Origin of the sequence: Roseovarius sp. A-2 (genome assembly GCF_002072155.1) — a bacterium.
In the GTDB taxonomy this organism is placed as follows: Bacteria; Pseudomonadota; Alphaproteobacteria; order Rhodobacterales; family Rhodobacteraceae; genus Roseovarius.
Genome location: NZ_BDIY01000022.1, coordinates 57,677 through 79,179, shown reverse-complemented (window position 1 = coordinate 79,179; position 21,503 = coordinate 57,677). Strand labels below are relative to the sequence as shown.

Genomic DNA, 21,503 nt, shown 5'->3' with positions numbered 1-21,503 from the left:
ACGGATGCCGCGCCGGGATGCGCGCCTCCAGATCCACATAGCTGAACAGCGAACCGCTCGTCTCGTCCGTCCCGCGCATCATCACCCCCGCCATTGCCGTGACGAGGATGAATCATGTTCCCAACCAGCTGTCGAGGTGGGACTATTTCAGCAGCCTGCTAAGCATAAAGCCGTCTTTCGAGCTCAATAATGTCAAGTGTTCGGCCGTTAACGCAACAGTTCCACCAGAAAAGGTAAACACCCGCGCAGTCAATCGAGCGCTATCGCCAGCGTGGTTATGGGCAGTTTTTCTGGCAAAACCTACATCGGGTCGAGCCGCGTTGTGGATGACATAAGCGTGTACAGGGGCACCTCTACCACACGGCAGGTCTGCTCAGGCACGACGGTGATACTGTTGAACCATGGCGTGGCGCGACCCGTCGGTGCCTCGGCCAGCGGCCAACTCGAAACGGCAGGCGCAAGATAAACCTCACGCATGAGATCCGGTGTGCGGTGCCCCACGACGCCCGTGATCGGCGAGCAGGTGAGAAGTGGTGCAATGCGTGAGAACGATGGTGCGAAACCTGATCCCGCTGACGCGCCACGTTCCGGGCGGCAGGCAAGCGGAAGGGAAGGTGCCGAAGCGGCGATTGCCGATATCTCGGAAAGAGCGTCGTGACTTCGTCAGCGCATCGAGCGGCTCCTTCCGGGCAAGGCAAGGCAGGGCAGGGCGGGGCCTTCGGCAAGGCCCCGGAAATGGCGGATCATTGTGCCTCCAGCCCTTCGGGGGCATCTTGGGACGCGACGTGGAGCACGGTCAGAACCCGCCGCTCTCCGTCCCGGGTGTCCCAGTGGAGCGATGCGCCCTCTGCCAGGCCGATCAGGGCAATCCCAATCGGTGTCAGGATAGAGATCCGGCCGCGTGCGATGTCGGCGTCCTCGGGAAAAACCGGGGTTACCGTCATTTCCTGGCCGGTTGTTTCGTCGCGATAGGTGACCGCGCGACCGATGGCCACCACGTTCTGCGGGAGTTTCGCCGCCGGAACGATACGGGCCCGGCCGATTTCGCCGAGCAGTCGGTCTGCAAGGTCGGGGTTACGCTGGATCGCGCCCTCGACAAGTGCCTCGAGCCGTCCCAGGCAGTCGGCACTTATGACGACCCTGGGCCGCCGACCGGTGCCGCGAGAGGTGGAGCGTTGTTTGTTCATCGTAGTTTCCTTTCCACCTATTGGTGGTGTGAGTGAATTATGGGCGGCCATCGTCCCTGACCCGCCAGTGGCGGATCAGAGCATCAGGCCGCGTCGTGGTCTGGAGACGGACGCACATCCAGCACGACGACGACTTCGATCTGTCCGTCGTCCCGCAGGAGCGGAACTTTCTGCATCTTTCGCATTCCGATCAGCGTCGCCCCAAGCAATGAAGCAACGGGAATATGTCCCGGGGCCGGCACGGGGCTCATGGAAAGCACGTCGGTGCGAGCGCCCTCGCCGCTGATCATGTAGGTGACACGGCGTCCGGCCACGACGAGATCAGGCGAGGCCGGCTCGAGAGCGCCGCGCGAAATCCGCAGCTTGTGGCGCAGCAGCCCGTTCAGAAGCGGCGGATTGGGCGAGTTCCTGGTTCCGCGATAGCGAAGCAGGTGCTCGATGCCGAGCCGGTCGTCGACGGTGAGGAGAAAGCCGGCCTCGACAGTGGAGCGTTCAAAGAGAGATCGAAAGTCACTTTCGGCAGGCGGATGGGTGATTCTGGTGATGGTCATGATGTGTCTCCCGGGGCGATGCAGCCCGCGTTCTCAGATGCAAGGATGTGAGAAAGCCCCGGGTGGTCGAAGACGCGCTTATGCGCAGACCACCCGGGGACCCGGGCGGTTCAGAAGCAGAAACCGGAAAAAGTTCTCGTGCGTGACCATGAGGAGACCTTAGTCATTGGGCGCAACCTGTCAATCTTGGAGACCGGACCGGATCTGCAACGGTCAAGGATGCACAGCCCTTGAGAAGGTGAATTGATTGCGAGATTTATTCAAGGCGATCATGTGCGCTGGAATTTTGAGGTAGGCCGCGTGAGCGGCGGCGACACCAACCGGATCTCCTCCGGGGTGCGGGCCGGGGTGGCCCCGCCACCACCTTGGCGGCGTGTCTGCACCAGCCCCGCCCGGCCCGGTTTTTGCATGATTCTAATGAGATGGTTGCGGGAAAGCTGAAATTCCTCGGCGAAATCAGCCGTGGAAAAGGCCCGGTCCGGCGCGCTGGCAAGGCGCATCAGCGTGCGGAGTCCGTAGTCGGAGAATGAGACAAGGCGCATCTGCCATCCACAAAGTGGTATTTACAGTGCCTATTATGGCGCTTATCCAGAGGACTGAATAGGCCCGGCGCGGAGAATCGGCTCCTACCACGAGAATGACTACACCTGCAGCGCGGAGTTTGAACATGGGCAACAGGTCCAACAGCTTCAAGGGTGAAGGAAACTTTGCCTCCCCGCCCTGCATGTCGGCAGAGGTCGATCCTGGATATTTCGATCCCCTGGCCGTAGATCCCGAACAAGCGCGCGACGTGGCCCGGTGGCGCACGGCGGAACGCAAGCGGCTTCGCGAGGCGCGTCGGGCGCTTTCCTCACCCCAGAGGAAGGCAACAGGCGAAGCGCTAATGGCAGGCCTGGAGAGATTGTTTGCAGCGCGCTCTGCCGGGACGGGTGACGAGGTCATCGCCTTCTATTGGCCGATCAAGGACGAGCCGGACCTGCGATCTCTGATGACCGAGATGCAGGCGTCTGGCCGCCGCATTGCCCTGCCTCTGGTGGAGACGCGGGCGGCGCCTTTGGTGTTCCGCCTGTGGACTAGGGAGACCCGGATGGAGCGCGGACACTGGAACATCCCCGTGCCGCCACGGGACGCGCCGGAAATGATGCCGGATGTCGTTCTCGCGCCTCTCATGGGCTGGGACAGCGAGGGCTATCGCCTTGGCTATGGTGGGGGGTATTTCGATCGAACCCTGGCGGCGCTGTCGCCGCGACCCTTCAGTATCGGCGTGGGTCTCGCCTCGGCGCAGCTGCCCACGATCTATCCGCAACCCCACGATATTCCGATGGATGTCATACTTACCGAGCGTGGGATCGAGGTATGAGGGTAACGATGGACAGAGACCAGATTGCGCGGAAATTGTTCGAGGGCATGCCCGATGCGCTGGTGGTCGCGGACCGCAAAGGCGTTATCCGCGTCTGGAACGGGGGCGCGGAGCGAATATTCGGCTTTGCAGAGGAGGAGGCGCTCGGCCAGTCGCTGGATATCATCACACCGGAGCGACTGCGCGAGAGACACTGGGTGGGCTACGATGCCACTATGCGGACCGGCCAAACCAAATATGGCGCCGGCGATCTACTGGCCGTGCCAGCAATCCGGAAGGACGGAGCGCAGATCTCGATCCAGTTCTCCATCATTCCGTTGCGCGGCGAGGACGGAGACTTGCAGGCGATCGCGGCGATCATGCGCGACGTCACCGAGGACTTCGAAGAGCGCAAGAGATTGCGGCGCGCGCTTCGCGGTTGAGAGGACTGTCGAAGCGGTCTCCCAGCATGTTCTGGGATGCCGGGTCGCCAACCTACCCGCAATTGTGACCGCGGCGGCCAGTTCGGCGCGTGCGACGCCCCCCATACCGGCCAGGATAACCGGTACTCGTATCTCAGCAGATCGCTCCGGGGGGCGAAGTAGCCCAGGATCGACCGTTACGACGTGCTCCCCTTGAGTCGCTGCTTCAGATAGTCCCGCAGCACGACCGCCTGGTTGTGCTCCCGGTCCTTAGCGGCAAAGAGAAGGGTGACGGGTCCGGCCCGGCACCATGCGAGGCAACGTTCGACGGCGTCCGTGTTGTCCGCCAACTCGCGCAGGTAGCGGTTCCGGAATTCGCCCCACTTGTCCGGGTCGTGGTCGAACCATTTCCTGAGCTCGGTGGTCGGCGCGATGTCCTTGATCCAGTCGTCGTGCCCGAGATCGTTTTTCGAGATACCTCGCGGCCAGATTCCATCCACGAGCAACCTCGCGCGGTCCGTGTCGGACGCCTTGTCGTAAACGCGGACGATGTCGATGTCGGATTGCTTCGCCATGCGAGCCTCAAGCCAGTTTCGGGATGCCGGTGCCTTGTGCATCCTCGACCGCGAAGTTGAGCGACCGGGCGATGCGTTCGGCCCGCTGGGTGACATGGGCGGCGCCTGCGGGTGTGCAGACCTCCGCTGCTGTCTCGCGGAAGAGGCTGAGCCAGCGCTCGAAATGGCCCCGGCCAATCGGCAGGCCGACATGCATGGGCACCGGGGCGCCATGATATCGGCCTGTCATCAGGGCGACCGAGGACCAGAAGGCGGTCATCCGCTCCAGATGCGGCGGCCAGTCGTCGATGCGCGCCGCGAAGATAGGGCCGAGAACAGGGTCCTTGCGGATCTTGCCATAGAAGGCATGGACCAACGTGCGCAGCACCGCGTCATCGAGCCCGGTCCTTGCCTCGATATCTGCGGTTATCTCCGGTCGCGCGGAGGGGCTGCGGGATGGAGGTGTCGGGATGGACATCATCGGTGGGACGCCTTGGTCGCTGTTGTATTGACGTGGTATGTTTCATAACTGGCATTGTAAATACCTATTAAGGTCAAGCGCAATCGGACAAAACCACGCAAAGCCCAACAGGCGAAGACCGGGGCGGGGCCGGGATCAGGACATAGCGAGCGATGCGATGCGCGAGGTATCCAGAACCGACAGCGGATTCGTTGTGGAGGCAACCGCCATCGCGCGGGTCCTCTTGATCACTGAAGATCAGGTCCGGGAGGAGATGCGGAATTGACTCAAATGCAGCCGCTCCGAGAGCGGGTCTGGCGAAGACGAAGGACGTTGGCGCATGACTTTCTATCGCGCCGACCGCGCGTTTCGTCTCGTTGTCAACGCAGAGGGAGAGGTCCTGTCGCGGGACGGCTTTCCCGTCACTCCGCTATCGCAGTCAGGGCGCCGGGATTGACACGCGCCGGGCGGCGGGTAACGATAAACCCATGATCAGGCATCAGATCAAGTTTCGGTTCCTTCTGCTGAACCGCCCTTAGCCCCGGGCGGTTCGCGGGCGTTCCATGCGCAGCGATCTCCCGGGGCATCTCGAACAAGCGTTGAGATTGTCGGAGGTATCTCCGGGGGGGAAACATGGCCATACCTGACATTACGGGGTCAACAATACCGCGACACCGAGAGGTCGAGGCGGATAGCAGGGATTGCAGGTGCCGCCTAACAAAAGCCGATCGGCTGGGGATCGAGAGATTTCTGAGCTTCGCCAACAACAGCAGCGTCCCCTACTCCCAGCTTCTGCTGGATATTCTACACCAGAAACTACAGGTGGCGGTTGCGATAGAGGATGCGGCACCGTCCGATGTTGCCACGTTTGGCAGCTACATTTCCTGCGTGGTGGATGAGAAGGATATCGAATGCGGGGTTCTCAGTTACGGCTTGGTGGCGCGTGCCGGAGAAATCCCGATTCACTCCCTCCTGGGGGCCACGCTCATCGGAATGTCGGCCGGGCAACGCACTAAGCTGCTGTCCGAAGACAGCACAACCCGGTCATTGGTGGTAACCCAGGTGGGCACGCCTTTTGCCGTGTAGTGACAGGATGCAACGATTGTGATCTCAGTCGGGCGCTCGAGCATCCTACGCGGGAACGATCGGCATCAACGGCTTGCCTGGAGGCGAGACGGCCGTACGGGCGTTCATTTTCCGTCTCACGGAATAGTTTCCGGCCCGGCCTGAAAGGATCAGCCCAGCGGGTGGTGGTGGCATCCGCTGCTCCGAGGATCCACCATAGTTTGACTTGGCGTCGGAAACTTCATAGCGTTGCTTGATGTCTGTGTTCTCATGCAAAAACAGAGGCCGGTCTTTTCCGGGATCTCTGCTGAACCGCTCCCTGCCCCGGGCAGGGGGTCGCATGCGCTGACCTTTACGCTCGGGGATCTTCTTCACCAACAACTTTGGCGTCTTGAGGCTTGCGTCGAGCAAGCCGAGGAGAAGATATGCGAACATCAAATGACGTGGCGACTTTCGCAGGCAGATCAGGCAACCAAGCTGCCACGATTGATAGCCGGGCGTTCGGAAGCGTCGAGGCCATGCGACCGATCCAATCGTTTCTTTCCAAGCGGGACTTCTGGCACCTGCAACAGCTGCGGAGGAAATGTACCGCTATCGAAGGCGGTGCCTTTTCTCTGCTATCCCACCTGATCCGGGCTAAGCTTCAGGATGCTCATATTCTGAACCCCGCAGAAGAAGCAGGAAATGTCGCCACCCTGGGTTCACGTGTGACTTTCTCTATCAGGGAGACGGCACCACTATCTCGGACACTCTTTGACGATGGTTTTGCACATGACCAGGAAGGTATTCCGCTCAAGACATTCCTCGGGGTCACCTTACTCGGAATGAAGGTGGGCCAGACGGTACCGCTCCTAAACGCAAGTGGGACGACAGAGGCGCTCGAGCTTGTTGCTATACCGTGGCAAGTTGAGCCGAAATAGCGGCGAGTTTGCAGGTGACCGGTGCAGCAGGCCGGTTTGCGAGGAGCTTAGCAATTTGCCCGCTGACTTGAATCAGGTCGGCGGGTCGATCCCTTTGCATGGCAAGGATATAAGCACCTGAGTTGCGAAGTGTTGGAGGTATCATGACAACGACTTTGCGCAGAATGTTCGGTGTGGTCGTGACCGCCATTGGCGTCTCCTTGCCTTCTGGCATCTTGAGTGCAGAGATTGATGGGCATGGTGCTGATACTGGCGGGTGACCGGAGTGGCTGCAGATGACGTTCTGAACGCCCGGATGATCAGTGTCAGTAGGCCAAGTGCCGCGCCGCCTGACGGGCAGAGCACGGCATCGCCCACCCCCTAAACATACTGATTTTATTCAAGTCAAAGACATTGTGGTTTTCGTCATTGCGGAACGCCTCGCACGGCGTGTGGCTGAAATAATCAGGATCGGTGAGGCGCAACGTCGCGCTTCCGCTTTGGCATTTGTACGTCAGTCTGCATGCGTATATTTAGGTAAATAAAATACCTATTCGTGCAAAAAAACGCGGCACCGAAAGGCTTGGCCATGCAAAGTGACCCCGACGTTGCAGTTCCTGATGAAACCGGTGAACTGATCGCACATATCCTGTCGCGCTACCATGAGACGCATCGGCGCGAACTGCCCGAATTGCTCGCCCTCGCCCGCAAGGTCGAGACATCGCACGCCACAGACCCCAACAGCCCGCACGGGCTGACACGGGCGCTCGAATTGATGATCGCGGATCTGGAGGATCACATGCGCCGCGAGGAGGCGAATGTCTTTGCCTCGCTCGCGACCGGCGATGCCTCGGCGGGCGCAGGCATCGCCGGACTACGCCACGACCACGAAGCGCAGGAAGCGGCGCTCAACCGGATCGCGGCGATCACGCACGGTTTTCGGTTGCCTGCCTATGCCTGCCGATCCTGGACCCAGCTTTATGCCGGCTTGGGCAAGTTGGCGGAAGATCTTGACGAGCACAGATATCTCGAGGACAGCGTGCTCTTTCCGCGCCTGGATGCCGGCCGGTGAGTGGGGCCGGAAAATACGCCTCATTTCCCTGCATGGCGTCCGAGATTGATCCCGCCTATTTCGACCCGTCTGGCGTGGATGCAGATCAGGCGCGGGATGTGGCGCGCTGGCGGCGTTCGGAACCGATACGATTGGCCAGACTGCGGGAGTATCTGGGCCAGGCTGGGCGAGCGCAGGTCTCGGAGTGGATTGGCGCGCATCTTGCGAGGGTGCTTGCTGATCGCGGGACGGGGCAGGGGAGGCGATCAAATGGCGACAACGACGGCTGAGCTGATGCGTGCATGGCGCGGCCCTGTGATCCTGACCTATGGCTTTCGCCCGTTTTTCTTCGGGGCGGCGATCTGGGCGGTTCTGTCCATGCTTCTCTGGGTGCCGATGCTGTCCGGGCATGTGCGCCTGCCCACGGCCTTTGATCCGGTCACCTGGCACGCTCACGAATTCCTGTTCGGCTATCTTGGTGCGGTCGTCGCGGGGTTTCTGCTGACTGCGGTGCCGAACTGGACCGGTCGCCTGCCGTTGGTGGGCTGGCCGCTGGGCGGGCTTGCCGTGCTGTGGCTGCTGGGGCGACTGGCGGTGGCGCTCTCCCTGGCCTTGTCGCCGCTCTTTGTCGCCGTAGCCGATCTGGCCTTTCCGGTGGTTCTCGGAGCGGTGATCCTCCGCGAGATCGTCGCAGGCAGGAACTGGCGCAACCTGGTCGTGCTGGCCATGCTGACAGCCTTCGCGCTGGCCAACGCGGTCTTTCATCTGGAGGCCGCGCACGGTGATTACGCCGCCCAAGGCTATGGTCTGCGGCTTGGCCTTGGCGCGGGCATCATGATGATCGCAGTAATCGGTGGGCGGATCGTGCCCTCCTTCACCCGCAACTGGCTGGCCAAACGTGGGCCGGGCCGGCTGCCGGTGCCGCCGATGCAGACGTTTGACAAGCTGTCCCTGCTGGTGCTTCTGGCCGCGCTGCTGGCCTGGCTTGCAGCCCCGTATCATGCTGCTAGCGGCCTTGCCCTGCTGCTTGCGGGCTTGGTGCATCTGGTCCGCCTTGCCCGCTGGGCTGGAGATCGGACTCTGGGCGAGCCGCTGGTGATGGTGCTGCATGTGGCCTATGCCTTTCTTCCCCTGGGCGCTCTTGCGCTCGGTGTCGAAATACTGTCGCCCGGCGGTCTCGGAATGGCCGGGGCGCAGCATCTGTGGATGGCCGGCGCAACAGGGCTGATGACGCTGGCGGTGATGACCCGTGCCACGCTGGGGCATACAGGGCAGGCTCTGAGCGCAGGGCCCGGCACCATCTCGATTTACGTAGCGCTGGTGTTGGCCGTGCTGGCCCGGGTCGCGGCGGGGCTCTGGCCCGAACAGGCGGCGTGGCTGCACGGGCTGTCGGGCCTTGCGTGGATCACGGCGTTCGGTGGCTTTGCCATGCTCTACGGTCGGGTTCTGCTTTGCCTGCCCGCCGCAAAGCAGGTCTGAGGAGCCGCGCATGGGATGGGGCGAGTATGCGCTGGCCTTCGGTCTCGCCTATTCGGCGCTGTCGCTCGCCGTACTGGCCTCGTTTATCGGGGCGGCGGGGCGCGCCCCCCGTCCGATATCGCGGCCCGGCGCGTGTCTCCGCCCCACCCTCGGTGGGGGCTCTAGGCGACGCTGCGAAGCATGGAACGTCTTTGCAAACGATCCTGAGCGTGTCCGTTCAATCAGTGACCGCGCATATGAAAGAACGGTCAATTTATAGGGCTGTTGGTATCACTCACCGCAGCCGCTCCAATCGATCAGCGCGCCGGGGTTCATGATGTTGTTGGGGTCGATGGCCTGCTTGATCTGGCGCAGCACGGCCATCTTGCTGGAACTTGCATGCCTCTGCAGGTCTTTCCGTTTCAGGCGACCGATCCCGTGCTCCGCACTGATCGAACCGTCCAGGGCCAAGGTCGCTTCGTTGATCGCCCCGCGCACGCGGTTGGCGATGCCCGGGTGGGCTTGCAGGAAATCGGCCTTGGCGACGCCCTCTGGCGGAAAGACGTTGTGGTGAATGTTCCCGTCACCGATGTGACCGTAGCTGTTCGTCCGCAATCCCTCGTGAACGCCGGTGATTGCCGCATGCGTTCCTGACACAAACGCGTCGATCTGGCCGATCGGCACCGAGGTGTCGCTGCTGCAGAACGCGCCGGTCTTGCGGTTGGCGTCGGGTGTATGCTCACGCAGCGACCAGAGTGCGCTGCGCTGAGCTTCGGATTCGGCCATCACTACGTCGATCACGTACCCCGTCTCGATACAGTCCGCCAGCGCCGCCTCGGTTTCGTCACGCACGCCCGGGTTCCCCGCAGCATCGATCAGCAGGTACCAATGATGATCGTTGGCAAATGGTTTCCTCAGCGTCGGGAAATGCTCGCAAACAAGGCCAACGCCGAAGCCGCTCATCAATTCCATCCCATTCATGCGGTTGCCGATGGCCGTGCGCAGGGTGCGCAGGGTTCGCAAGGCATCCGCTGGCGACGTGATGGCGCAAAAGGCTGTCACGGCCTCTGGGTCGAGCGGCTTCAATGTCAGGCTGGCGGCGGTGATGATCCCAAGGGTGCCCTCGCTGCCAATCAGCAGGTGCCGCAGGTCATAACCTGTGTTGTTCTTGCGCAGGGGGCTCAACTCCTCCAGCACATCGCCCGACGGCATCACTGCCTCGATCCCCACGCAAAGGTCGCGGGCATTGCCGTGGCGCAGCACCTGTATGCCGCCCGCGTTGGTGGCCAGGTTTCCGCCGATGGTGCAACTTCCCCTCGACGCCATGTTGAGCGGGAACATCAGGTCGTGCCGCTCGGCCTCTGCGTGGATGTTCTCCAGCACGCAGCCGGCCTCGACCACCATCACGAAATCGTCCGGCGACACGCGGCGCACCCGGTTCATCCGCTCCAGCGACATGATGATGGCCGCGTCGCTGTCCAGCGAAAGCTGCCCGGCGACCACGCCAGTGCCCCCGCCATAGGGGATGATCGCGATGCCGGCCTCGTTGCACAGCCGCACGATCTGCGACACTTGGTCGGTGGTCTCGGGCAGGATAACGACACAGTCCTTGCCGGTGAAGCTGCCGCGCGGGTCTTCATAGTATCGCGCGGCATCCTGACCGGACTTGCAGCCGGTCTCCCCGACAATCGCCCTGATATCATTCAAAGTTCTGTCTTCCGCGGTCTTGAAAGCCACCAACTGCCCGGTGCTCCTGTCGTCTGAATCCTCGTTCGGGCTCATTCTGTGGCAAAAGCGTCCTTTAGCAAGGCAAGATAATTTACGATTATCTAAGCCATCCCTTTAGAAACCGTGCGCCCGCCATGCGCCGCGACCGTCTCGATCAGCTCGTCCAGGAATCGTTCGACCAGCCGGTATTTCGAGCAATCCGAGCGGCTCAGGATGCCCAGCGTCCGCGATGGCGCCGTGGAGCCCAATGACAGCTTGCGCAGGCTGCCGAAGATCGGGTCTGGCACGCAGAAATCCGGCCCGATCGACACGCCCAAATCATGCGCCACCATGCTCGCGATCGTGTCGAGCGAGCTCATCTCCATCATGTCGCGCACCTTCAGCTTGCTTCGCGCCAGCCAGTCCTCGGCCATCACCCCGATGGCCGACAGCGCACTGTGCCGGATGAAGGGTTTCGCAGACAGGATGCGCTCGGGGTTGGTTTCGGTCACCTCCACCGAGGTCAGCAGCACCAGCTTTTCCACCGCGAAGGGCGTCCAGGTCATCGTGGCCGGCGTCCGGTTCGGCTCACTGACCAGCGCGGCGTCGACGGTGCCGGTCTCGACCATTTCCTGCAAGGTCGGGCTCAACCCCGGCACCACCCGGATGCGCAGGTCCGGATACTGCCCGATCAGCCCCTTCATCGCCTTGGGCACAAGCCCGCGCAGCGTCGACGGCACCGCCCCCAGAACGATATCCCCGATCAGGCGTGGATCGCCGGTCAGGTCGTCGAGGATTGTCTCGTAAGCGGCGACGACGTCTTTGGCCTTTGGCACCATGGCGCGGCCCAGCTGGTTCAGGCGTGGGGACTTCTGCGAGCGGTCGAACAACGCCACGCCAAGCGTCTCTTCCAACCGCTTCATCTGCTGACCGACCGCCGCATGGGTTACGCAGACGCGGTCCGCCGCAGCGTTGAAACTGCCTTCCTCGGCGACGGCGATTAGGGTTTTGAACAGCGTGATCGACATGGCAGCGCACTTTCACAACAGGACCAAAAATCACGATTTACTAAAGCAGGAATTTACAAATAGGAAAAGAATGTTGGTTTGTTAAAGCTTCTCTTATCGCGCAAGATCGTGAAACGTGAACGCATCGAGGGAGGCTGAGACGTGAGTATCGACGCAAAGATCGTCGCGGATCTGGTCAAGAACCACGTCAAACTGGTCACGACCGTCCCGTGCAAACAGCTCGCCGGGGTCATAGCCGAGATCGATCGGTGCGAAGATATCCACCACATCCCCGCGAACAAGGAAGACGAAGGCATCGGCATCTGCGCCGGGGCGTTCATGGGCGGCAAGCGGTCCGCGATCATCATGCAGAACACCGCACTTGGCGTAACGGTCAACACGCTGGTGACGCTGACACAGTTCTACCGCATGCCCCTGCCCATGCTGATCTCCTATCGCGGAGAACTGGGCGAGCCCGTGGCCTGCCAGGTGGAAATGGCCGTACACACCAAGGCGCTGCTGAATCAGCTTCACATCCCGACCTATCACTTCCATCATGAATCCGACGCCGAGGAACTGGACCGGATTCTGGAATACACCTTCATGTGCATGAAGCCGGTCGCGATCCTGACGGATGCCACCTTTTGGAAAGGGTACTGACATGATCCGATCTGACGTCCTGCGCACGCTGATCCCGCTGATCTCGGATCATTTCGTCGTCTGCAACATAGGCCTGCCCAGCCAGGAATTGCACATGCTGGATGATCAGCCGACCAATTTCTACATGCTGGGCACCATGGGCCTCGCCTCGTCGATCGGGCTCGGCGTGGCGCTGGCCCAGTCGAAAAAGGTTATCTCGATCGACGGTGACGGCTCGGTCCTGACCAATTTCGGCACGCTGCCCACCATCGCCAACAACGTGGCCGACAATTTCATCCTGCTGATCATCGACAATGGCAGCTACGGCTCCACCGGCGACCAGCCGACCTATGCCGGCATGAAGACGTCGCTGGCCATGGTGGCCGAGGCCTGCGGGTGCGAAAACGTCATCGAGTGCCAGGCCGAAGACTGCGCATCCGTGATGAAAGACGCGCTGGAAGGTGACAGGATGACAGTGATCGTGTGCAAATGCGAAAGCGGGAACATCCCTGTTTCCGTCATCAGGACTGACCCGGTCGTGATCCGCGACCGGTTCATGAACGCGTTGAAGGAGGCCAACGCGTAATCAAGGCGGCGAAAACGCCGACACAATAACTCTGGGAGGAACACATGCTGAAAAGAACATTTCTGAAGATGACCGCGGCGCTGGCCGTAACCGCATCGCTGGCAACTGGCGCCAGCGCGGCCGAACTTAACGGGCCGGTCAACTATATCATCCCGTTCGGACCCGGGGGAGAGTCCGATATTTCAGCACGCTTTCAGCAACCGTTCTTCAAGGACAAGTTCGGCCAGGACATGGTGATCTCGTACCAGCCCGGCGGCGGCGGTGCGGTGGCATGGGCCACGCTTAACGGGCTGGCAGATAGCGGGCAGACCATCATGGGTGTCAACCTGCCCCATATCATCGTCAAGCCGGCGCAAAAGGACGTAGGTTTTACCACCGAGGACCTGAACGTCTTCCACATGTTCCACTTCACGCCGGACGCGATCATCGTGCGGGCCGACAGCCCTTACCAGACGCTGGAGGACCTGATCGAGGACGCCAAGGCGAACCCGGCGCAGGTCACCATGTCCGGCTCGGGAAAGGCGACGGCCAACCACCTTGCGCATATCAAGTTCGACAAGATGGCCGAAATCCAGACCACCTATGTTCCCTTTAAGGGCACAGGCGCCGCCGTGACCGCGCTTCTGGGCAACCAGGTCAAGGCGGAATGGGGCTATTCCACCGTCGCCGCCACCCAAGGCGAAGAGGTGCGGATGCTGGCCGTCGCGATGGAGGAACGCCACCCGCTTTTCCCGGACGTGCCGACCTTCAAGGAGCTGGGCTATGACATGGTGGGCGGTGCCTATCGCGGGATCGCCCTGCCCAATTCCGCCAGCGACGAGGTCACCCAGATGTGGTCGGACATGATCGCCGAAATCAACAACGATCCCGAGTTCCGCCAGCAGATGCTGGATAACGGCTTTGCGATGCTGGATATCGAAGCGGATGGCATGGACGATTTCATGGCCGCGCGCAGCGAGGAATATCTCGGCGACGCGCGCGAAGCAGGCCTGATCGAATAAGCTGACCCTGCGCAAAGGCCCGTCTCATGGAATTTGGTCACTTCCTGTCTGCCCTGACACCGCTCAACCTGGTTTTGGCGTTGTTCGGTGTCGTGGCAGGCACGATCGTCGGCTCGATCCCGGGCCTTACCGCAACAATGGCGCTGGCCGTGCTGGTGCCGATCACGTTCAGCATGGATCCCGCTTCGGCACTGATCCTGCTGGGCGCGATCTATACCGGGGCGATCTATGGCGGGGCCTACGCGGCGATCCTGCTGAACACGCCCGGCACGCCCTCAGCCATTGCCACCACCTTTGACGGTTACCCGATGGCGAAACGCGGCGATGGTGACCTTGCCGTTGCCCTTGCCTGCTTTGCCTCGGTCGTCGGCGGGTTGGTGGGGGCGTTCTCGCTCCTGCTGTTGGCGCCGCCCCTGTCGAAGGTGGCGCTGGCCTTCGGGCCGATCGAGTACTTCTGGCTATCGATCTTCGGCCTCTCGCTGATCGCGTCGCTTTCCACCGGCAACCTGATGAAGGGGCTGGCGGGCGGCGCCTTCGGCATGCTGCTTTCCACTGTCGGCGTGGCCGAGGTTTCGGCTGATATCCGGCTTACCTTCGGCAGCCAGATGCTGGTTGGCGGCTTCGGCGTGATCGGCGCGCTGATCGGGCTTTACAGTATCCCGGTGCTGATCGACCTCGTCGCGACGCCCGACCGCCACCTCAAGTTGGAAGAGGACGTGCGCTCGGTCCGCATCGGCGAGGCGTTCCGCATCGCCATGCGCTCCAAGTTCAACCTGATCCGGTCGTCCGTCATCGGCACCCTGATCGGCATCCTGCCAGGCGCGGGCGGCTCGGTCGCCGGGCTCGTCGCCTATTCCGAGGCCAAGCGCACCGGAAAGCCCGCTCAGAAGTTCGGCGAGGGCGAACCCGACGGCATCCTCGCCACGGAATCCGCCAACAACGCCACCGTGGGCGGCGGCTTCATCCCGACGCTGGTGCTGGGTATTCCCGGCACGCCACCCGATGCCATCGTGCTTGGTGCGCTGCTGGTGCAGGGCGTGCGCACCGGCCCCACGATGTTCAGCCAAAGCGGCTCGATTGTCTTTACCTTCATCTACGGCCTCTTGATCGCTACCGTTCTGATGCTGCCCGCGGGCTTGCTGATCGGGCGCTACGCCTACAAGTCGATCGTGAATATCCCCAAGGCCGTTCTCGTGCCAACGGTGGGCTTCATGACCATCATCGGCACCTTCTCGATCCGCAACAGCGTCACCGACGTGATCCTGATGCTAGGCCTCGGCGTCTTCGGCTGGGTCGTGGGGCGCTTCGGTTTCGCGGCCTCACCCATCGTGCTGGGCCTGATCCTCGGCCCCATTGCCGAACAGGGCTTCGTGCAGGGCTGGACCATCGGCTCGGCCACGGGCAATCTCTTCGGCATGTTCTTCGGGCGTCCCATCTCGCAGGGGATCATCGCGTTCACGCTGCTCACCCTCTTCCTGCCGCTCTACACAGCCAAGCGGCGCAGCAAGAAAGCAAGGGAACGGATCTGATGCCAGACCAGCAACGCCACCCGGACGGCCACATCGGATCGCTGGTGATTTCCGTGCTTTTCGTAATCATGGGGATCATCGCGCTCTACGACACCACAGGCTATTCCGACCGCGACAGCCAAGTGTTCCCGCGTACCGTCGCGATCCTGATGATCCTGACTGCCGGGTTGTCCTTCGTCACCCGCTTCCTTCACCCACGCGAGAGTGGCGGCTTCGGAACCGGCACGTGGTGGCGTCGGATCCTGCTGATCGTTACCATGTTCGCGGGATGCCTCGCCATACCGCACATCGGTTTTCTCGCCAGCGGCGTGATCGCCTTTGCCGGCGGGCTCATCGCGGCGATGCATGACAGGTGGACCCTGATGACCGCGATGCTTTATGCTGGCAGCGGCGCGGCGATCATGATCGCGTTCTTCTCTCTATTTCGCTACGTTCTACACGTCCCATTACCCTGAAATTGGGCCCCCGCTATCCGGGCGTTCCTGCCAGAAACCACCAACGGTCCAATGCGGACCTTCGTCAAGCTAACCGTTGCTACGTTGCGGCTTGCCCGAGGCAACCTATCGGAATCTGCGTGCAGCAATCGTTGTGTCAGAGATGCCGGAAACGCGGCCAAAACCGACCTTCGCAGCGGTGAGCGACGAATTCCGCTCTGCTACGCCTCAGGGAATGCGTAGACCCAACCGGCACCGGCGTCCATGGCAGGTGAACCGATAAGCCGTGCATTGAACGCGACAAGACGACAGCAAGCCCGAACAAGGAACATGGCCATGAAAATCGTTGATATCTGTGAGGTGACCAAGCCGATCTCGTCGCCCATCCGCAACGCCTACATCGACTTCAGCAACATGACGGCAAGTTTGGTGGCCGTCGTGACGGACGTGGTCAGGGACGGGCGCCGGGTGGTCGGCTATGGTTTCAACTCCAATGGCCGTTATGGCCAGGGCGGTCTCATCCGCGAACGCTTCCGCGACCGCGTCCTCGAGGCGAAACCCGCATCACTCCTGAACGACGACGGCAGCAATCTGGATGGGCACAAGATCTGGGCTGCCATGATGCAGAATGAAAAGCCCGGCGGACACGGCGAACGCTCGGTCGCTGTCGGCACCATCGACATGGCCGTCTGGGACGCCATTGCCAAGATCGAGGAAAAGCCCTTGTTCCGCCTGCTGGCCGACCGCAAGGGTCGCGCGGCGAACCCGCGCGTCTTCGTTTACGCCGCCGGTGGCTACTACTATCCGGGCAAGGACGACACCGCACTGCGCAAAGAGATGCGCGGCTACCTCAACCGCGGCTACAACGTCGTGAAGATGAAGATCGGGGGCGCGTCCATCAACGAAGACCAGCGTCGGATCGAAGCGGTCCTGGCAGAAATCGACTCCAAAGCGCAACTGGCCGTGGATGCCAACGGACGCTTCGATCTTGAGACCGCGATTGCCTATGCCAAAATGCTGCGGCAATACCCGCTCTTCTGGTATGAGGAAATCGGTGATCCGCTGGATTACCAGCTTCAGGCCGCGATGGCCGAATTCTACCCCGGTCCTATGGCGACCGGTGAGAACCTATTCTCGCATCAGGACGCGCGCAACCTGATCCGCCATGGCGGGATGCGCCCCGACCGGGACTGGCTGCAGTTCGACTGTGCGCTATCATACGGGCTTGTTGAATACCTGCGCACGCTCGATGTACTCGACCAACTCGGCTGGTCCCCGTCGCGCTGCATCCCGCACGGCGGCCATCAGATGTCACTGAACATCGCGGCGGGGCTCGGTCTCGGCGGCAACGAAAGCTACCCCGATCTGTTCCAACCCTACGGTGGCTTCCCGGACGGCGTGCAAGTCGAGGAGGGGCACATCCTCATGCCCGAACTGCCCGGTATCGGCTTTGAAGGAAAATCCGACCTGATCGAAGTAATGCGTGCGCTGGCAGAATGAACAGCGTTGGCAGTGCAGGTGAATACGTGCTGGCGCCGGCTTCCGCTGGGGACGCATTCCCCGTCAGAGTGGGCTTTCTCCAGACCTCGGATGTGGGGCAGCATAAGTCCGGTCTTGGTCGCGTGGCATGGCAATGGCGGTCCTGAATCGCCATTGATCGATAGCGCCGGTGCTGCGCCGCGCTTCACGAGACCAGCCATTCATGCGCCGCGTAGCATTTTCCAAGGGCCTCTGTCATCGTCCGCCAGCCGGAAGGCATCAGATATAGATGCCCGAAAATATCACTGCCAGTCCGGCACTGACCGCCAAGACGGTCTTGAAAACCTCGCGGGCACTAATCAGGCCGTAAGACACAAGCGTCAGGCCCAAGGCGACCCGCAGCATCGCAACGATCGCGGCGCCAGGTTCTTCGGCCAGCCGGAGCACGTCGGGGTTAGCGACCATGCCAAGCGGAATGAGATAGAGTCCGACGCCCAACGCCATCGCGGTCAGCGCGACCTTCAGCCAATTTTCCCCAATCATCCCTGCCGCGATGAACACCGCTCCGCAGACGGGCGGCGTAATCGTAGAGAGTAAAGCGAACCAGAAGACGAAGAGATGCGCCTGCAAGGGGCCCAAACCTAGTTGGGTGAGTGCCGGACCGGCAACGGACACGCAGATGACATAAGCCGCCGTCGTTGGCACCTCCATCCCCAGGATAAGACAGGCGAGAGCGGTCAGGAGCAGCGATGGCCAAAGCAAACCCCCCGATCCTTCAAGGATGAGCGACGTAATCTTGACGCCCAAACCGGTGATTGCAAGCACACCGATGATGATTGAGGCGCACAGAATGATGGCCGCAATCATCGACACTTGCCGGGCGGCATTCATCACCGCATCGTTGAACCGCCGGGCGATCTGAGCGGGGCGAAATTCGAAGTCCGCGTTGAAGAAGAGCAGCACGGCACTAGCAAGGATCGCCAGCGCGGCGGCATATTCCGGCGTAAACTTTGCCCCGAACATCGCCCAGAGCAAGACCGAAAATGGCACGAGGAAAAAGAGCGACGTAATGATGACATCGCGCCGCTTGGGCCGGTCTGCCGCGTCCACCCCCTTGAGGTCGAAGCGGGTGGCGTAGGCATTGATGCCAACCCAGACGGCGAGGAAGTAGAGAAAAGCGGGCAAGATCGCCGCCGCCATGATCGACGTGTAGGGGATGCCCGTTAACTCGACCATGACGAAGGCACCCGCCCCCATTAGCGGTGGCATGATCTGCCCGCCAGAGGACGCAACCGCCTCGACCGCGGCGGCCAGGCGCTTAGGGTAGCCAAGTTTGTTCATCGCGGGCAGGGTGATGGCCCCGGTCGAGGCGACATTGGCGGAGGCGGAGCCGGAAATCGAACCGAATAGCGCGGAGGAGATTACGGACACCTTCGCGCCTCCGCCCTTTAGGCGTCCGGCCGCAGCGGCAGCTACGTTCATGAATCCCTGACCAGCCTCTCCCGCGTTCAGCACTGCGCCGAAGATGACGAAGATCGCAACCACCCCGACGGACACTCCCGTGAGCGAGCCCCAGATGCCACCTTCGGCAATGGTAAGCGTGCCAAGAAAACTGGCAATCGGGGTGCCGGAATGGCCGAACTGGCCCGGAATGTACTGACCGTAAAGCCCGTAAAGCAGGGCAGTCGCGGCGACCAGTGGCAGAGGCCAGCCAATGGCGCGGCGTGCGGCTTCGAGTGTCACCACGAGCAGTGTGATCGCGATTGCGATCTGAAGGTTGCCTTCGAGGAATCCGTACTGATCCGCCAACCGGTCATGATTGACCGCAACCCAAAGCGCCGCGGCGATACCGAAGGCTGCCAGTATAATGCCGCTGATCGTCCCCCAGCGACTTGAATTACCCAGTACCAGCACGAACGGCAGAAGGAATGCCATGTGCAGCGGGCGGCTGACCAGATTGGGGACGAGGCCCGAGAAAACCAATGCAAGGTGGTATGCCACCAATGCGGCCGCAAGGATCAGCCAGAAAGCCGCGGCTATGCGGCCCTTGAAGATATCATACATTGATGAAGTCTCTTGAAAAACCGGGAGAAAAGGCCGGGCTCGATGCCCGGCCCCGTCGAGGGGACGGCGTTATTTCTGCACGTCACTCAGTTCGATGCCCGCTTCATCGTAGTAGCGCACGGCACCGGGATGGATCTTGCCTGTAATATTGCTCAGCAGGGCTTGGTCAACACCGTTCCACCAACGGGACGTCTCGCTCAGTTTGGCTTTGCTTTCCCAATAGGTCTTGGTCAACTCATAAGCCGTGTCGTCGTCCATTTTTGTGGTCGTGTAGGCCACGACAGGCAGCGACGTCGTTGTGATGTCGCTCTCCTGACCTGCGTAAGTGCCCGCTGGGATCGTCATTTTGGTGCGCTTGGTCTCGGCCAGCTGTTCGCCGGTCAGGGACAGCACAGTAACGGGCGTAGAGGCTGCGGCTTCGATCACGTTCGGCGCGGGCCAGGAGCCCGCGGTGACAAACCCGTCGATCTGTCCGTTTTTGAGGGCTGCGACCGCGTTGGACAGCTCGGCATCTGCGATTTTTACGCTGTCGGCCAAGTTGAAAAGGTTGAGATATTTTTCGCCCTCGGTCGCGCCGAAGGTTCCCTTGCCAAGCAGGATCGTCTTGCCTTCCAGACCCATCAGATCGGTCACACCACTGTCTTGTGACATCACGAAATGCATGGTCAGCGACGGGATTGGAAAAAGGGCGCGAATGTCATCAAACGCGGGGGCGCTCTTGCCCTCGAACATGGCCTTACCCTGCTGTGCGAGGCCGACAAGCGCAGGAGGCGTGGTGAAGACGTAATCGCCGCCCCGCGCCCTGACTTCCATTACGTTCTGGACGGAGCCTTGGCTTTCCTCGATGGTGACGGAGATGTCGCCGTCGGTGCCGACCTTCAAGGCTTCGGCCAGTTCGACGCCCATCTGATAGTAGGACGATCCGGTCTTGGCCGACTTGTAGGTGACGCGGGTCTCTGCAGATGCTGCCGAGATGGCAGCGGTTGTGAGGACGATGGCCGCCACTGTTGCCTTTAGTTTCATGTTCAACTTGGATCCTCCCAAAAGACGTTTCGCTGATATGCGGAGCCTGAAGTGTCAGGTCGTTATTCACAAGTCTCGGTTGGTCGCCTTGCCTTGAAAAAATGTTGCGCTGGCGACCTGAGAGGTGGCCGCCAGCGCATCTGTGCAGACTGTAAGTGTGCTTTGCCCAACCTTTCAACAGCATATTTAGATGTTCCGGACTTCTTGTTCATCTTAACTGAGATCGTGTAGAAACTCGTCGGTGAGGCCTGTTTCCTCCGTAACCGCGGCGGTCATCGCAGGCCCGGCAGAAATGATCTGCGGTGAGTTGCCGTCAGTTTTTGTTGTAATTGCGTGATATCCTCTTGTTTTTGACGGTACGGCCATTAATAGGTATTAAAAATACTTATTAAAGAGCGGGATCACGCTACATGCGCCTCACCTCCTTCACCGATTACGGTTTGCGCATGCTGATGCGCATGGCCAGCACTCCGGATCGGGCCTTCTCGACCGCCGGGTTGGCAGACGAGTTCGAGTTGTCGCGCAACCACTTGGCCAAGATCATGCAGCGCCTTGCGAGGGCGGGAATAATCGAGACGCGCCGCGGGGGCGGCGGTGGTGCGGTTCTCGCGCAACCGGCATGCGATATCAGGCTCGGCACCATCATTCGCGTGCTTGAAGAGGGCCAACCGCTCGTGGAGTGTTTGGGCGCCGATGGCGGCGCCTGCACGCTAGATGGACACTGTCAGCTCAAAAGCCGCCTGCGCGCTGCGGAGAACGCCTTCTTGGCCGACCTCGATCGCGCAACGCTCGCCGATATCGCGCTAAAACCACTTGAAACGACCTGAAAGAAAGACATTTGGCTTGGGAATGACGAGTAAAGGATATCCCCCATGGTCATGATCGGCACGCTGACAACCAGGGAGCGCCAGATAAGCATCGGTCTTTCGGTAATTCTCGTAATTCTCGGCCTCGCGATGGCCGGGGTCGCACGGCAGCATCGCAGCCCGATCACGTAGAGATCGGCGGCCAGCCCGGCGAGCAACAGGTCCGTATCCCCCCGCCCCGA

At 61.3% G+C, this 21,503-nt stretch carries 25 protein-coding genes and 1 pseudogene; 15 read left to right on the top strand and 11 right to left on the bottom strand.

Features of this window, described 5'->3' with window-relative positions; all coding sequences use genetic code 11:
* Positions 1 to 300 precede the first annotated feature (300 nt).
* The 4 genes from BHD06_RS23860 to BHD06_RS18710 form a co-directional block, all read right to left on the bottom strand.
* A complete protein-coding gene (locus BHD06_RS23860; RefSeq protein WP_176214409.1) occupies positions 301 to 477 on the bottom strand; it encodes a hypothetical protein in 177 nt (58 codons plus the stop codon).
* Positions 478 to 743: 266 nt separating this feature from the next.
* On the bottom strand, positions 744 to 1,187 hold the full coding sequence (rnk, locus tag BHD06_RS18720; RefSeq protein ID WP_080458495.1) for a nucleoside diphosphate kinase regulator: 444 nt from the start codon (positions 1,185 to 1,187) through the stop codon (positions 744 to 746).
* Positions 1,188 to 1,270: 83 nt separating this feature from the next.
* A complete protein-coding gene (locus tag BHD06_RS18715) occupies positions 1,271 to 1,738 on the bottom strand; it encodes a hypothetical protein (RefSeq protein ID WP_080458494.1) in 468 nt (155 codons plus the stop codon).
* A gap of 269 nt (positions 1,739 to 2,007) precedes the next feature.
* Complete coding sequence (locus BHD06_RS18710; RefSeq protein ID WP_080458493.1) at positions 2,008 to 2,280, bottom strand: Rrf2 family transcriptional regulator; 273 nt, start codon at positions 2,278 to 2,280, stop codon at positions 2,008 to 2,010.
* A gap of 95 nt (positions 2,281 to 2,375) precedes the next feature.
* On the opposite strand from BHD06_RS18710, the gene BHD06_RS18705 reads away from it, so the two are divergent.
* Positions 2,376 to 3,098, top strand: a complete 723-nt coding sequence (locus BHD06_RS18705; protein ID WP_307718135.1) for a 5-formyltetrahydrofolate cyclo-ligase — start codon at positions 2,376 to 2,378, stop codon at positions 3,096 to 3,098.
* 8 nt (positions 3,099 to 3,106) lie between these two features.
* On the top strand, positions 3,107 to 3,520 hold the full coding sequence (locus BHD06_RS18700) for a PAS domain S-box protein (RefSeq protein ID WP_080458491.1): 414 nt from the start codon (positions 3,107 to 3,109) through the stop codon (positions 3,518 to 3,520).
* 176 nt (positions 3,521 to 3,696) lie between these two features.
* Here the strand turns inward: BHD06_RS18700 and BHD06_RS18695 are convergent, their stop codons facing one another.
* The gene (locus BHD06_RS18695; RefSeq protein ID WP_080458490.1) at positions 3,697 to 4,074 is read right to left on the bottom strand and encodes a DUF488 domain-containing protein; all 378 of its coding nucleotides are present in this window, start codon (positions 4,072 to 4,074) and stop codon (positions 3,697 to 3,699) included.
* A 7-nt stretch (positions 4,075 to 4,081) separates the two neighbouring features.
* Entirely contained in the window at positions 4,082 to 4,534 is a 453-nt protein-coding gene (locus BHD06_RS18690; protein ID WP_080458489.1) for a group III truncated hemoglobin, read from the bottom strand.
* A gap of 37 nt (positions 4,535 to 4,571) precedes the next feature.
* Between BHD06_RS18690 and BHD06_RS24470 the strand changes: the two are divergent.
* From BHD06_RS24470 to BHD06_RS18675, 3 genes and pseudogenes are all read left to right on the top strand, one after another.
* Positions 4,572 to 4,970: pseudogene (locus BHD06_RS24470) on the top strand (DUF6522 family protein).
* A gap of 365 nt (positions 4,971 to 5,335) precedes the next feature.
* Entirely contained in the window at positions 5,336 to 5,599 is a 264-nt protein-coding gene (locus BHD06_RS23175) for a hypothetical protein (protein ID WP_139784799.1), read from the top strand.
* A 404-nt stretch (positions 5,600 to 6,003) separates the two neighbouring features.
* The gene (locus BHD06_RS18675) at positions 6,004 to 6,498 is read left to right on the top strand and encodes a hypothetical protein (protein WP_080458486.1); all 495 of its coding nucleotides are present in this window, start codon (positions 6,004 to 6,006) and stop codon (positions 6,496 to 6,498) included.
* Here BHD06_RS18675 and BHD06_RS23170 read toward each other — a convergent pair.
* Positions 6,470 to 6,688: a hypothetical protein gene (locus BHD06_RS23170; RefSeq protein WP_139784798.1), complete on the bottom strand. Its 219-nt coding sequence runs from the start codon at positions 6,686 to 6,688 to the stop codon at positions 6,470 to 6,472. The genes BHD06_RS18675 and BHD06_RS23170 overlap by 29 nt on opposite strands.
* Positions 6,689 to 7,066: 378 nt before the next feature.
* On the opposite strand from BHD06_RS23170, the gene BHD06_RS18670 reads away from it, so the two are divergent.
* Positions 7,067 to 7,549: a hemerythrin domain-containing protein gene (locus tag BHD06_RS18670; protein WP_080458485.1), complete on the top strand. Its 483-nt coding sequence runs from the start codon at positions 7,067 to 7,069 to the stop codon at positions 7,547 to 7,549.
* Between the two features lie 249 nt (positions 7,550 to 7,798).
* Positions 7,799 to 9,007 carry an NnrS family protein gene (locus BHD06_RS18660; RefSeq protein ID WP_176214408.1) on the top strand — a complete coding sequence of 403 codons (1,209 nt, stop codon included), beginning with the start codon at positions 7,799 to 7,801 and terminating at the stop codon, positions 9,005 to 9,007.
* 270 nt (positions 9,008 to 9,277) lie between these two features.
* On the opposite strand, the gene BHD06_RS18655 is transcribed toward BHD06_RS18660, so the two are convergent.
* Positions 9,278 to 10,693: an FAD-binding oxidoreductase gene (locus BHD06_RS18655; RefSeq protein WP_254892479.1), complete on the bottom strand. Its 1,416-nt coding sequence runs from the start codon at positions 10,691 to 10,693 to the stop codon at positions 9,278 to 9,280.
* A 122-nt stretch (positions 10,694 to 10,815) separates the two neighbouring features.
* Positions 10,816 to 11,721: a LysR family transcriptional regulator gene (locus tag BHD06_RS18650; protein WP_080458482.1), complete on the bottom strand. Its 906-nt coding sequence runs from the start codon at positions 11,719 to 11,721 to the stop codon at positions 10,816 to 10,818.
* A 141-nt stretch (positions 11,722 to 11,862) separates the two neighbouring features.
* Here BHD06_RS18650 and comD point away from each other — a divergent pair, with 141 nt between their 5' ends.
* From comD to BHD06_RS18620, 6 genes are all read left to right on the top strand, one after another.
* Positions 11,863 to 12,360: a sulfopyruvate decarboxylase subunit alpha gene (gene comD, locus BHD06_RS18645; protein WP_080458481.1), complete on the top strand. Its 498-nt coding sequence runs from the start codon at positions 11,863 to 11,865 to the stop codon at positions 12,358 to 12,360.
* Position 12,361: 1 nt separating this feature from the next.
* On the top strand, positions 12,362 to 12,925 hold the full coding sequence (gene comE, locus BHD06_RS18640; protein ID WP_080458480.1) for a sulfopyruvate decarboxylase subunit beta: 564 nt from the start codon (positions 12,362 to 12,364) through the stop codon (positions 12,923 to 12,925).
* A gap of 44 nt (positions 12,926 to 12,969) precedes the next feature.
* On the top strand, positions 12,970 to 13,926 hold the full coding sequence (locus BHD06_RS18635; protein ID WP_080458479.1) for a tripartite tricarboxylate transporter substrate binding protein: 957 nt from the start codon (positions 12,970 to 12,972) through the stop codon (positions 13,924 to 13,926).
* Positions 13,927 to 13,952: 26 nt separating this feature from the next.
* The gene (locus BHD06_RS18630; RefSeq protein ID WP_080458478.1) at positions 13,953 to 15,455 is read left to right on the top strand and encodes a tripartite tricarboxylate transporter permease; all 1,503 of its coding nucleotides are present in this window, start codon (positions 13,953 to 13,955) and stop codon (positions 15,453 to 15,455) included.
* Positions 15,455 to 15,910 carry a tripartite tricarboxylate transporter TctB family protein gene (locus BHD06_RS18625; protein ID WP_080458477.1) on the top strand — a complete coding sequence of 152 codons (456 nt, stop codon included), beginning with the start codon at positions 15,455 to 15,457 and terminating at the stop codon, positions 15,908 to 15,910. The genes BHD06_RS18630 and BHD06_RS18625 overlap by 1 nt, the downstream gene beginning before the upstream one ends.
* A 315-nt stretch (positions 15,911 to 16,225) precedes the next feature.
* Entirely contained in the window at positions 16,226 to 17,389 is a 1,164-nt protein-coding gene (locus BHD06_RS18620) for a mandelate racemase/muconate lactonizing enzyme family protein (protein WP_080458476.1), read from the top strand.
* Positions 17,390 to 17,647: 258 nt separating this feature from the next.
* Here the strand turns inward: BHD06_RS18620 and BHD06_RS18615 are convergent, their stop codons facing one another.
* Positions 17,648 to 19,432 (bottom strand): TRAP transporter fused permease subunit, encoded by a 1,785-nt coding sequence (locus BHD06_RS18615; RefSeq protein ID WP_080458475.1) that lies wholly within the window; start codon positions 19,430 to 19,432, stop codon positions 17,648 to 17,650.
* A 69-nt stretch (positions 19,433 to 19,501) separates the two neighbouring features.
* Positions 19,502 to 20,455 (bottom strand): TAXI family TRAP transporter solute-binding subunit, encoded by a 954-nt coding sequence (locus tag BHD06_RS18610; RefSeq protein WP_080458474.1) that lies wholly within the window; start codon positions 20,453 to 20,455, stop codon positions 19,502 to 19,504.
* Positions 20,456 to 20,865: 410 nt separating this feature from the next.
* On the opposite strand from BHD06_RS18610, the gene BHD06_RS18605 reads away from it, so the two are divergent.
* Complete coding sequence (locus tag BHD06_RS18605) at positions 20,866 to 21,282, top strand: Rrf2 family transcriptional regulator (RefSeq protein ID WP_080458473.1); 417 nt, start codon at positions 20,866 to 20,868, stop codon at positions 21,280 to 21,282.
* A gap of 45 nt (positions 21,283 to 21,327) precedes the next feature.
* Positions 21,328 to 21,453, top strand: coding sequence for a hypothetical protein (locus BHD06_RS24465; protein ID WP_254892478.1), 126 nt, complete (start codon positions 21,328 to 21,330; stop codon positions 21,451 to 21,453).
* Positions 21,454 to 21,503 lie beyond the last annotated feature (50 nt).